Origin of the sequence: Aggregatibacter sp. Marseille-P9115 (assembly GCF_920939465.1) — a bacterium.
In the GTDB taxonomy this organism is placed as follows: Bacteria; Pseudomonadota; Gammaproteobacteria; order Enterobacterales; family Pasteurellaceae; genus Aggregatibacter; species Aggregatibacter segnis_B.
The window spans coordinates 1,364,932-1,376,946 of sequence record NZ_OV100759.1 but is presented as its reverse complement, the minus strand read 5'-3'; the positions used below and the strand labels follow the sequence as shown (position 1 = coordinate 1,376,946).

The following is a 12,015-nucleotide window of genomic DNA, read 5'->3' as shown; positions in this document are numbered from 1 at the left end:
GACAAAATCCGCTGGAAACCAACCGCACTTTATGGTATAAAGCACGCCGTTATTTTGCTGTTTAAAAGTAACGTTTATTTTTTAATCAATTTACTAAAACACACACATATCAGAAAGGCTAAATCGGGGTGCCAAACGGTCGATTGGCTGGATATGTGGAGGCTAAACCCCAAACAAAAGGAAAATTATTATGGCACAAGTTTCTATGCGCGATATGCTTCAAGCAGGCGTTCACTTCGGTCACCAAACTCGTTACTGGAACCCAAAAATGAAACCATTCATTTTCGGACCACGCAACGGCGTTCATATCATCAACCTTGAAAAAACCGTTCCAATGTTCAACGCAGCATTAGCTGAGTTAACCCGCATTGCGAGCAACAACGGTAAAGTATTATTCGTTGGTACCAAACGCGCAGCGACCGATGCAGTGCAAGCAGCAGCATTAGACTGTCAACAATACTATGTAAACCACCGTTGGTTAGGCGGTATGTTGACCAACTGGAAAACAGTTCGTCAATCCATCAAACGTTTAAAAGATTTAGAAACTCAATCTCAAGACGGCACTTTCGACAAATTAACCAAAAAAGAAGCGTTAATGCGTACCCGTGAGATGGAAAAACTTGAATTAAGCCTTGGCGGTATCAAAGAGATGGGCGGTCTTCCAGATGCATTATTCGTGATCGGTGCAGACCACGAACATATCGCAGTAAAAGAAGCAAACAACTTGGGTATTCCTGTATTTGCTATCGTTGATACTAACTCTAGCCCGGACGGCGTAGATTTCGTTATCCCAGGTAACGATGACGCAGCACGTGCAATTCAACTTTATCTTTCTTCTGCTGTTGCAGCGATCAAAGAAGGTCGTGGTAACGAAGCAGCGGTTGCTGAAGAATTAGCGCAAGCCGCAGAATAATTCTGGCGATTGCGATAAGGCGTAAGCCCTTATTAATCACACGATTAATTAATGAGCAGGGGGCTAAATAGCTCCCTGTATTTTTTAGAGCTAAAAGTGTGGTCTTTTTCCACCGCACTTTAACCGACAGAGGATTTTAAAATGGCTGAAATCACAGCATCATTAGTAAAAGAACTGCGTGAACGTACCGGCGCAGGCATGATGGAATGTAAAAAAGCATTAGTTGAAGCAAACGGTGACATCGAATTAGCCATCGACAACATGCGTAAATCTGGTCAAGCAAAAGCGGCGAAAAAAGCAGGTCGTGTTGCAGCTGAAGGTGTTATCCTTGCTCGCGTACAAAATGGTTTCGGCGTATTAGTTGAAATGAACTGTGAAACTGACTTCGTAGCAAAAGATGCCGGTTTCTTAGGCTTAGCTAACGAAGTAGCTGATTTCGCAGCAGCAAACAAAGGCGCAACTATCGAACAACTTCAAGCACAATTTGAAGAAAAACGTGCTGCATTAGTGGCGAAAATCGGTGAAAACATGACCATCCGTCGTGTTGCTTACATCGAAGGCGATGTTGTAGGTTCTTACTTACACGGCGCGAAAATCGGTGTATTAGTAGCGGGTAAAGGCGCAGACGATGAATTGTTAAAACACATCGCAATGCACGTTGCAGCAAGCCGTCCAGACTACGTTAACCCAAGCGACGTTCCGGCTGAAGTGGTTGAACATGAGCGTAACATCCAAGTGGATATCGCAATGCAATCCGGTAAACCACGCGAAATCGCAGAAAAAATGGTTGAAGGTCGCATGAAGAAATTCACCGGCGAAGTTTCTTTGACTGGCCAACCATTCGTTATGGATCCGTCTAAATCTGTTGGCGATCTATTAAAAGAAAAAGGTGCCGACATCTCTAACTTCATCCGCTTAGAAGTGGGCGAAGGTATCGAGAAAGTGGAAACCGACTTCGCTGCAGAAGTAGCGGCAATGTCCAAAGCTTAATTGAACATTTGAGCAAAAAAGCAGGTGTCAAAGCCTGCTTTTTTATTGCCTGTTGTTCCGAAATCCTCCTTGCAGCAATTCTGTTATATCCCATTTCCTTTTCTTCTAAAATAGCCTACAAAATCCCACAAAGTGCGGTGGGAAATCTGCTAAAATAAACGCCAGTTTTTTATCGACGAAAGGGCGACATCATCGAAAATTGGCAACGCGGTTTCGTACTACATCGCAAATCTTACAGCGAAACCAGCTTATTGGTAGATTTACTGACCGAAGATTTCGGGCGTATCAGCGTATTGGCAAAAGGCGCACGGGCAAAGCGCTCTATGCTAAAAGGCGTGTTACAACCCTTTACGCCTCTACTGCTACGTTGGAGCGGTCGCGGCGATCTGAAAATACTCACCAAAGCAGAACCTGCTGCCATTGCCTTACCCTTACAAAATGTCGCCTTATACAGTGGCTTTTATTTAAACGAACTCATTTGCCGCGTATTGGAACCGGAAACAGCCTATCCGCAATTGTTCCAACACTATTTGCAGTGTTTAACGCACTTAGCCGTATCACAAACCAATGTAGAACCTGCGCTACGCACCTTTGAATTTCAATTATTGCGCACCTTAGGCTATGGCATTGATTTCACTCATTGTGCAGGCTCCGGCAAAGCCGTGGAAGCGGACATGACCTATCGTTACCGCGAAGAAAAAGGCTTTATTGCTTCCTTAATCAAAGATAATTTAACCTTTTACGGGCGGGAATTATTGGCCTTTGAACAAACCCAATTTGACGAACCCTCTGTATTATCGGCAGCCAAACGCTTCACGCGCATTGCATTAAAACCGTATTTAGGCGACAAGCCCTTGAAAAGCCGAGAATTATTTACCCAACACAGCTTATATTCAAAATAACATGGCATTACTTTACAGCGACACCAAACCAAAGAAAAAGACCGAAAATTTCACCGCACACATTCTTGATTTGGATTATCAAGGCTTAGGCGTGACTAAAATCAACGGCAAAACTTGGTTTATTGAAAACGCGCTGCCGCAGGAACGCGTAGAGGTTCGCGTATTGGAAGAAAAACGCCAATACGGTCAAGGTGTAGCGCAGCGTATTTTACGTCCAAGTCCTCAGCGCCAAACACCGCCATGCGTTTATTTTGAACAATGCGGGGGGTGCCAAAATCAACATATTCCCATTGAATTACAACGTTCTGCCAAACAAACTGCATTGGTTCAACGCCTATCCCGTTTACAGCCGGAACCCATTCATTTCATGCCGCTATTGCAAGGTGAACCTTGGCATTACCGTCGTCGGGTACGTTTAAGCGTATTGTTTGACAGTAAAAATCGTAAACTGAATATCGGCTTACGACGTAAAAATTCACAGCAAATTATTCCGATTGAACATTGCTTGGTGCTGGAACAGCCCCTGAATGATTTATTGCCCAAACTGACCGCACTTTTCGCGCAATGGTCAATGCCACAACAGCTAGGGCATATTGAACTGGTTGCGGCAGACAATGGCATCGCTATGTTATTACGCCATATAAAAAACATTGGTGAAACCGACCGCACTTTATTATTACGGTTTGCCGAACAACAGCAACTCATGTTATTTGTACAAGAACATGACAGCATTGAACATTGGTATGGCGAACAGCCTTATTACCGTTTGGGCGATGACATCACCTTGCAATTTGATATTCGCGATTTCATTCAAATTAATACAGAATTAAACCGTCAAATGATCGCAACGGCATTAGACTGGTTGGAGCTTAATCCACAAGATCATGTGTTAGATTTATTCTGTGGTATGGGTAACTTCACCTTACCGCTGAGTCGAAAAGTAAAAAGTGCGGTAGGCATTGAAGGCGTTTCTGCGATGGTAGAAAAAGCCCGCGCCAATGCCGAACGAAACGGTTGTCATAATGTCCAATTTTACCGGACTGATTTGGATAAATCCTTTATCAGTCAACCGTGGGCACGGCAATCGTTCAATAAAATCTTGCTCGACCCACCACGCACAGGTGCGGCATTTGCTTTAAATGCGCTCTGTCAGTTACAGGCTGAAAGCATCCTGTATGTTTCTTGCAATCCTGCGACGCTCGTGCGAGATACGGAAATCTTGCTTGACGCAAGCTACCAATTAGATAAAGTGGCTATGATCGATATGTTCCCGCAAACCGGTCATTTGGAGTCTATAAGTTTATTTCGAAAAAGATAAGGATTCGTTATGGTCGCTGTGAGAGAATCTCATTTATTAAATCCTAAAGATTTTGAGATTGAAAAATGGTGCGCTAACTTGAATGTAGCGGAAAATGTCAAAGCCAACTTAATGACGGCATGGCATTATTCGCAACAGAAAATGACCTTGCGTGCCGAGCATCAGCAGGAAGAAGCCCATTTGCTGACGTTCGGCGTGGAAATGGTGGAAATCCTCAACAGCTTAAACATGGATGCCGATAGCTTGTTCACCGCCATGCTCTTCCCTATTGTCCGCGATCAACTGGTGGATTTAGCCCAAATTGAAGAAGATTTCGGTGCTAATATCAGCAAACTGGTACGCGGTGTTATCGAAATGGATAATATCCGCCAACTCAACATCACCCATTCTGCCAGCAGCTTGCAGGTGGATAACGTGCGCCGTATGTTGCTCGCCATGGTGGATGATTTCCGCTGTGTGATTATCAAATTAGCGGAGCGTATCGCCTTTTTGCGTGATGCCGAAAAAAATTACACGGAAGAAGAACGTGTCCTCGCCGCTAAAGAATGTGCCAATATTTACGCCCCGCTTGCCAACCGCTTAGGCATCGGACAGCTCAAATGGGAACTGGAAGATTACTGTTTCCGTTATCTGCACCCGGAACAATATCGCGCCATCGCCAAATTATTAAAAGAACGTCGTCTTGACCGCGAACAATACATCGCCGATTTTGTCTCCGAGCTTTCCGGTTATTTACAAGAAAATATCCCACAAGTCGAAGTGTACGGTCGCCCGAAACACATTTACAGCATTTGGCGAAAAATGCAGAAAAAACACTTAGAATTCAGTGGCTTATATGACGTCCGCGCGGTGCGCATCGTCGTGCAAAAATTGCAAGATTGTTACACCGCACTTGGCATTGTACACACCCACTTCAAACATCTGCCAAAAGAATTCGACGATTATGTTGCCAATCCAAAACCGAACGGCTACCAATCTATTCACACCGTAGTGTTGGGTAAAGGTGGCAAACCGATCGAGGTACAAATTCGTACCCAACAAATGCACGATGATGCCGAACTTGGTGTTGCGGCGCACTGGAAATACAAAGAAGGCGCCAGCGCTGGCCGTTCCGGTTACGAAGAAAAAATCGCCTGGCTACGCAAACTCTTGGCGTGGCAAGACGATATTACCGATTCCGGCGAAGTCATGGCGGAATTACGCAGCCAAGTGTTCGATGATCGCGTGTATGTCTTTACACCGAAAGGCGAAGTCGTGGATTTACCAACAGGCTCAACACCACTCGATTTTGCCTACGCTATTCACAGTGAAATCGGCCATCGTTGTATCGGCGCCAAAGTGGGCGGACGCATTGTGCCGTTCACCTATCAGCTCCAAATGGGCGATCAGGTAGACATTATCACTCAGAAAAACCCGAACCCAAGTCGTGACTGGCTGAATCCGAACCTCGGCTTTACCCACACGGCAAAAGCCCGTGCAAAAATACACGCGTGGTTCAAAAAACAGGATCGTGATAAAAATATTCCGGCCGGCAAAGAATTGTTGGAAAGCGAAATTAACCGCCTGGGCATCAGCTTAAAACAAGTGGAACAACAAGCCTTGCCGCGTTATAACCTGAAAAACCTCGACGATTTATATGCAGGCATCGGCGGTGGTGATATTCGTATCGGACCGTTAATCAACTTCCTGCAAAACAAATTCATTAAAATTTCTGCGCAGGAAGTGGATGAAGAAATCTTGCGTCACGTCAGCACCAAAAGTGCGGCTAATGCCCAACAAAAAACGGAACGCAAAGATTGCGTTATCGTCGAAGGCGTTGGAAACTTGATGCACCATATTGCACGTTGTTGCCAACCGATTCCGGGCGACAGCATTGTGGGTTACATCACCATGGGGCGTGGCATTTCCATTCACCGTTGTGATTGCGAGCAATTCCTTGAGCTGCAAAGCGCTCACCCGGAACGTGTAGTCGAATCCCGTTGGGGCGATAATTATTCTAACGGCTTCCATCTCAACATTCGCATTGTGGCGTCAGATCGTAACGGTTTATTACGCGATATCACCACCGTGCTGGCAAATGACAAAATCAGTGTACTCGGCGTGTCTTCCCGTACGGATACAAAACGCCAAGTGGCAAACATCGACATGCAAATTGAGCTGAACAACGTGGAAATGTTGAGTAAGATTCTATCCCGTTTGGAAAAACTGGATGATGTCATTGAAGCTAAACGCCTCTAATAACAATAAACAAAGGAAAACCTAATGGACAAAACGAAGGGGCTAACCCACTTAATTAAATCGACCCAATATTCCATGCAAGGCTTAAAAAGTGCGGTTAAATATGAAACGGCTTTTCGCCACGAGCTTTTCTGCTGCCTTTTCATGATTCCCTTGGCATTATGGCTTGGCGATGATGCCATTGAAAAAGCGCTGATGATCGGCAGCGTCTTGTTAGTCTTGGTGGTAGAACTGCTCAATAGCGCCATCGAAGCAGTGGTGGATCGCATTGGTACAGAACGCCACGAACTCTCCGGCCGAGCCAAAGATCAAGGCTCTGCCGCCGTGTTTGTTGCGCTGGTTATTGTCGCGATAACCTGGGCATTCATGTTATTTAATTAAAAACGTAGTCAAAACTGACCGCACTTTACTTTCGCAAATGGAGAGAAAGGAGGGGGGGAGTTTATGAAACAAAAAATGAGCTAAAACAAAGCGTAATATTTTATTAGGAGATGATTTAAACCGTCTCCTTTATTTTTGCCTGAAGCCCTGCTATGGCTTTGCATTCTGACTTACTATGTTTTCCCTTAATGGCGATAGATTGTAAAAACACTTTAATATCTTGTAATTGTGAAATTTTTTCTTCCACCAGCGTCAGTTGCTTAAGCACCAATTTGTCAGCGTAATAATGATTAGCAGTGTGAAATTTGAGTGCATTGAGTTGTTTAATATCTTCTAAAGAAAAACCTAGCGTACGGCAGTTTTTAATAAAAATAAGCTGCGTTATGCTTTCTTCGTCATACGATCGATAACCGTTAGCCTGTCGTTTTGGTTCCGGTAAGACGCCTTGTTTTTCATAGTAACGAATGGTTTCTAAGTGAATCCCGGTACGTTTACTCAGCTCATTGACTTTCATTTCTTCCTCTCCCCAAATATTTACCATTCTAACAAAAAATACTTGATCCCGTAGTCCCTACGGGCTTTAAGCTGTTCTGCACTCAAACAAATTAAGTAAGTAAGGAAGGAAGGAAGGAAGGAAGGAACGAGATGCTACATCAACACAAACACGAACATTCACACGCTCATACACCAACAAATAAAAAGATTTTAAGCACCAGTTTGGTCATTATCAGCAGCTATATGATCATCGAGTTTTTAGGTGGCTATTATTTTAATAGCCTCGCCTTAATGGCTGACGCCGGGCATATGGCAAATGACAGCCTATCGTTGCTCCTCGCCCTCATTGCTTTGTTTTTAAATGCACAAACCCAAAAAAGGTTCGCGCTGTTAAATGGCACTTCTCTGATTGTGGTGGCAATATGGATTTTGGTGGAAGCGACAGAACGTTGGCAATACCCAACGACAATGTTGGCGTTGCCTATGCTAGGTGTTGCCATCACTGGACTCTTGGTAAACATTTTCGTAGCTTGGCTAATGATGAAAGGCGATCATGAAAACTTAAACATCAAAGCCGCCTATTTACACGTATTAGCTGACCTATTTGGCTCTCTGGTGGCAATTATCGCCGGATTAAGCGCATGGCTACTAAACTGGCAATGGGTTGACCTTGTCGCCAGCAGTATTTTAAGCCTACTAATATTGCGAAGCGGTGCCTCTGTTGTCTATCAAGCCTTTAAAGCATTACGAAACAATGAATCGCATTTTGATACAACACCACACCAACATTAAAAAACTGTAACAAAAAAGACCGCACTTTTTATCAAGTGCGGTCTTTTTCTTTTGTGTTTTTATCCTCTAACCTTTCTTATCCAACAAGCGAATATAACGTGTGGCCGATAACCATGCGCCGATGTAGCCCATAATGATGCAAACCACGAGTAAGAAAAGGAATTCCACCAATCCTAAGCCGTTCAAGTTGAAATTGACGGCAAAGATATCAGTCACGTATTTCACTGCACCGGTGAAATAGCCAATGGTGAGGCTACTGAAAATACACGCGAAGAAACCGCCGAGCACGGCATAAATCATGCCTGTATAGAGGAATGGTCGAAGGATGAATTGATCGGTAGCGCCGAGCAATTTCATCACTTCAATGTTTGCTTGATTGCTGTAAACGTCAGCGCGAATGCTGTTGCCGATCACCAAGAAAACGGCAATTGCCATCAGCACGGTACAGAAAATGGCCACATGTGCCACCAACCAAGTCAGGGCGGTCAGTTTTTCCAGCCAATCGTTATCCAAACGCACTTCTTGAACACCTTTGATTTTATCCAAGTTTTCCCGTAATTCATTGCGTTGTTGCGACTCGTTAAACGCTTTGCTTGGTTTAATCATCACCACTGCCGGCAACGGGTTGTCATCCAACACGTCCAACTCTTCGCTAAAACCGGACCAATGGCGAAACTCGTTCAAACTTTCCTGACGGGAAATATAATTTAGTGATTCAACCCCTTCTTGCTGACGGATTTTTTCCACCACCAAATTGGCATCCTCTTCCGACAAGTTTTTATGTAAATACACGGTTAGTTCACTTTCGGGGTAAAACTGCGTGGTGGCGTGATGAATATTTTTCCAAAGCAAATAGCTCACGGTCGGAATCGTTAAAGAGACGGCTATCACCAACACGGTTAGCAATGTCGCAAACTTACGTTTCAGTAAGTCCGCCAACACCGCACGCAGCACGTACACACTTTGCACGCCAAAAGGGAAATTCAGACGAAAACTCATGTTATCTCCTAGCGTAAATAACCTTGCTCAAGCACCAAGCAAGGTTTTGGTTTTTGTTGCACGATACCCATGTCATGGGTGGCGATTAACACCGTCATGCCGAGGCGATTGAATTCTTCAAATAAATTGAAGATCTCTAGGGAGAGTGCACTATCTAAGTTGCCGGTGGGTTCATCGGCTAACAATAATTGCGGTTTATGAACCACGGCACGCGCAATATCAATGCGTTGTTGCTCACCGCCGGACAAGTGTGCCGGCAAGTGATTTGCACGATCACGCAATCCCACACGATCCAATGCCGCCAACGCACGGCTATTGGCATCTTTTGGATGTTGTCCGCCAATAATCAACGGCAATGCCACGTTATCCAACACTGAACGATCGGACAATAAGCGATAATCTTGATGCACCATGCCGATTTGACGGCGTAAAAACGGCACTTCATGACGGGATAAGCGGGTAATATCATGGCCGTTGAACCAAATTTGCCCGCCATTGGCGCGTTCCATGCCCATAATTAATTTCAGCAGGGTACTTTTCCCCGCACCGGAATGCCCCACCAAATAGGTCATGCTGCCCACCGGTAAATGAAAGCTTAACCCTTGCAGCGCCGGTTTTCCGCCCAAATACGCTTTACTCACATTTGCAAATCGAATCATTTTTCTTCTCTAAAAAAACACGTCATTTTTGAACCGCACTTTATTCCTCTTCATGAGCAAATAAAGCGTCAATAAATTCTTCTGCGTTAAATTCGCGTAAATCTTCAATTTTTTCACCTACACCGATATAGCGGATCGGCAAATTAAACTGGTCGGCAATGGCAAAAATCACGCCGCCTTTGGCTGTGCCATCCAATTTAGTTAAGCTGATGCCGGTAAGCCCAACGGCTTCGTTAAATAACTTAGCTTGGCTAATGGCGTTTTGACCGGTACCCGCATCCAACGTCAGCATAATTTCATGCGGTGCACTTTCATCGTATTTTTTCATCACGCGCACGATTTTCTTCAGCTCGTCCATCAAGTTATTTTTATTTTGTAAACGACCGGCGGTATCAGCAATGAGGACATCAATATTACGTGCCGCCGCTGATTGCATCGCATCAAAAATTACCGATGCCGAATCAGAGCCGGTACTTTGCGCCACCACCGGAATGTGATTACGCTCCCCCCACACTTGCAACTGCTCCACCGCCGCCGCACGGAAGGTATCACCTGCCGCCAACATGACAGATTTGCCTTCCATTTGGAATTTACGCGCCAGTTTGCCGATGGTGGTGGTTTTCCCTACGCCATTCACCCCCACCATTAAAATCACATAAGGTTTTTTGCTGCCATCAATGCGTAATGGTTGCGCCACCGGTTTTAAGATCTCGCCCATTTCCAGTTTAAGTTGTTGGTATAAGGTATCTGCGTTTTGTAACTGCTGACGGGTCGCATGTTGCGTTAAATTGTTGATAATTTTTGTGGTTGTCGGCACACCGATATCGGCAATGAGAAGTTGTTCTTCCAATTCTTCAAACAATTCATCATCGATTTTTTTACCAAGAAAGAAACTGCGAAAGCCTGCCCCAATATTTTGTTTGGTTTTCACCAAACCTTTGAGTAATCGGCTAAAGAAACCACCTTCGCTTGGCTTTTCCTGTGTTTCTACCATATCGGCAACGGTACTTTCTTCTTCGTGTTCTTCCGTTTCCACGACAGATTCATCTTCAATATCCACCGTACTTTCGACTTGTACTTCTGCTTCGCTCTCAGAAAGTGCGGTTGAATTTTCCAGCGTTTCTTCAATAGATTGAGTTGACTCATCTGATGGCGCAAGCGTCCACGCTTGTGCCGCTGGGTTTTCCTCTTGAGAGGTCTCTACTTGAACGTCATGGCTTTCAGGCACAAGCGTGGACGCTTGCGACATTGATGTATCTTCCGTTAATGTATTTTCGGTCTCTGCTTCATCTGAAAGTGCGGTCGTTTTTTCTGCCGTTTCTTGCACTTCAGATTCATTAGGGAGCTGTTCTTTTGATTCCGGTTCTTTCGGTTCCGTTGATGCTTCCTGTTTATTTTTGCCTAATCCGAACCAAGACCAAAATCCGCCTTTTTTCTTTTCATCTGACATAAATTGCCCACTCTTGTTTTAAACTTGATAAAATGCCGCTCATTCTAGCAAAAAAACACATCATTTTCCTGCCGATTTATATGAAAAAAGCAACAACACAACAAAGCACAAAAGGCGAAGTGCGCATTATCGCCGGCTTATGGCGCGGACGAAAATTACCTGTACTGCCATCCCAAGGCTTACGCCCTACCGGAGATCGTGTAAAAGAAACGCTATTTAACTGGCTAATGCCCTACATTGTTGACAGTGAATGCTTAGACGGGTTTGCCGGTAGCGGTTCTCTTGGCTTTGAAGCACTTTCGCGCCAAGCGGCAAAGGTGACGTTTCTGGAATTGGAAAAAGCCGTGGCGCAGCAGTTAAACAAGAATATTCAAACCTTAAAATGTGCCGAGCGCGCGCAAGTGGTCAATCAAAATAGCCTGCACTTTTTAAATCAGCCGCAAAATCAACCGCACTTTGATGTGGTCTTTCTCGATCCGCCCTTTCATTTTAATTTAGCCGAACAAGCCATTGCTCTATTAGCGCAAAACAACTGGCTGCGTCCGCAAGCCTTGGTCTATGTAGAAACGGAAAAAGGTAAGGAACCGAACGTACCGGAAAACTGGCATGTATTAAAACAAAAAGACAGCGGGCAAGTAAGTTATCGGTTATATCAAGCGGAGTAATCTCCGCTTTTTTTTCGCTAAAATCGCAACAACTTCACAACATTTTCTTAAGATTTCACCCTATTAATTCACGTTTCATTTATATTTTTTTGTATAAAAAAAACACACTCCTCATACCACCTGATCATCATCATAATTTTCTCACTCTCCATTTGACGACATATTTGAAAGGAATACACTTAGTTCATCACGCAAACGTTTACGTAGTCCTAT

General features: G+C 44.4%; 12 protein-coding genes. 8 read left to right on the top strand and 4 right to left on the bottom strand.

All coding sequences use genetic code 11. The features are described from left to right. The first annotated feature begins 190 nt into the window (after window positions 1–190). The 6 genes from rpsB to LQ983_RS06595 all read left to right on the top strand — a co-directional run bounded on the left by rpsB (window position 191) and on the right by LQ983_RS06595 (window position 6,742). Entirely contained in the window at window positions 191–913 is a 723-nt protein-coding gene (rpsB, locus tag LQ983_RS06620) for a 30S ribosomal protein S2 (protein WP_048750720.1), read from the top strand. Window positions 914–1,054: 141 nt separating this feature from the next. Continuing rightward, window positions 1,055–1,903: a translation elongation factor Ts gene (gene tsf / locus LQ983_RS06615; RefSeq protein ID WP_006719481.1), complete on the top strand. Its 849-nt coding sequence runs from the start codon at window positions 1,055–1,057 to the stop codon at window positions 1,901–1,903. 188 nt (window positions 1,904–2,091) lie between these two features. Beyond that, window positions 2,092–2,805 carry a DNA repair protein RecO gene (gene recO / locus LQ983_RS06610; RefSeq protein WP_048750718.1) on the top strand — a complete coding sequence of 238 codons (714 nt, stop codon included), beginning with the start codon at window positions 2,092–2,094 and terminating at the stop codon, window positions 2,803–2,805. Between the two features lies 1 nt (window position 2,806). Continuing rightward, window positions 2,807–4,123: a 23S rRNA (uracil(1939)-C(5))-methyltransferase RlmD gene (rlmD, locus tag LQ983_RS06605; protein ID WP_230622091.1), complete on the top strand. Its 1,317-nt coding sequence runs from the start codon at window positions 2,807–2,809 to the stop codon at window positions 4,121–4,123. 9 nt (window positions 4,124–4,132) lie between these two features. Further along, window positions 4,133–6,361: a GTP diphosphokinase gene (gene relA / locus LQ983_RS06600; protein ID WP_230622090.1), complete on the top strand. Its 2,229-nt coding sequence runs from the start codon at window positions 4,133–4,135 to the stop codon at window positions 6,359–6,361. A gap of 24 nt (window positions 6,362–6,385) precedes the next feature. Then, the gene (locus LQ983_RS06595; RefSeq protein WP_230622089.1) at window positions 6,386–6,742 is read left to right on the top strand and encodes a diacylglycerol kinase; all 357 of its coding nucleotides are present in this window, start codon (window positions 6,386–6,388) and stop codon (window positions 6,740–6,742) included. A gap of 115 nt (window positions 6,743–6,857) precedes the next feature. Here the strand turns inward: LQ983_RS06595 and LQ983_RS06590 are convergent, their stop codons facing one another. Beyond that, the gene (locus LQ983_RS06590) at window positions 6,858–7,256 is read right to left on the bottom strand and encodes a MerR family transcriptional regulator (protein ID WP_230622088.1); all 399 of its coding nucleotides are present in this window, start codon (window positions 7,254–7,256) and stop codon (window positions 6,858–6,860) included. Between the two features lie 131 nt (window positions 7,257–7,387). Between LQ983_RS06590 and LQ983_RS06585 the strand changes: the two genes are divergently transcribed. Continuing rightward, the gene (locus LQ983_RS06585; protein ID WP_230622087.1) at window positions 7,388–8,029 is read left to right on the top strand and encodes a cation diffusion facilitator family transporter; all 642 of its coding nucleotides are present in this window, start codon (window positions 7,388–7,390) and stop codon (window positions 8,027–8,029) included. 66 nt (window positions 8,030–8,095) lie between these two features. On the opposite strand, the gene ftsX is transcribed toward LQ983_RS06585, so the two are convergent. From ftsX to ftsY, 3 genes are read right to left on the bottom strand one after another with little or no spacing between them, the layout of a single operon-like run. Beyond that, entirely contained in the window at window positions 8,096–9,028 is a 933-nt protein-coding gene (gene ftsX, locus LQ983_RS06580) for a permease-like cell division protein FtsX (RefSeq protein ID WP_230622086.1), read from the bottom strand. An 8-nt stretch (window positions 9,029–9,036) separates the two neighbouring features. Next, window positions 9,037–9,687, bottom strand: coding sequence for a cell division ATP-binding protein FtsE (gene ftsE, locus LQ983_RS06575; protein WP_230622085.1), 651 nt, complete (start codon window positions 9,685–9,687; stop codon window positions 9,037–9,039). Between the two features lie 40 nt (window positions 9,688–9,727). Further along, window positions 9,728–11,137 carry a signal recognition particle-docking protein FtsY gene (ftsY, locus tag LQ983_RS06570; protein WP_230622084.1) on the bottom strand — a complete coding sequence of 470 codons (1,410 nt, stop codon included), beginning with the start codon at window positions 11,135–11,137 and terminating at the stop codon, window positions 9,728–9,730. 80 nt (window positions 11,138–11,217) lie between these two features. Here ftsY and rsmD point away from each other — a divergent pair, with 80 nt between their 5' ends. After that, entirely contained in the window at window positions 11,218–11,802 is a 585-nt protein-coding gene (gene rsmD / locus LQ983_RS06565) for a 16S rRNA (guanine(966)-N(2))-methyltransferase RsmD (protein ID WP_230622624.1), read from the top strand. The last annotated feature ends 213 nt before the right edge of the window (window positions 11,803–12,015 follow it).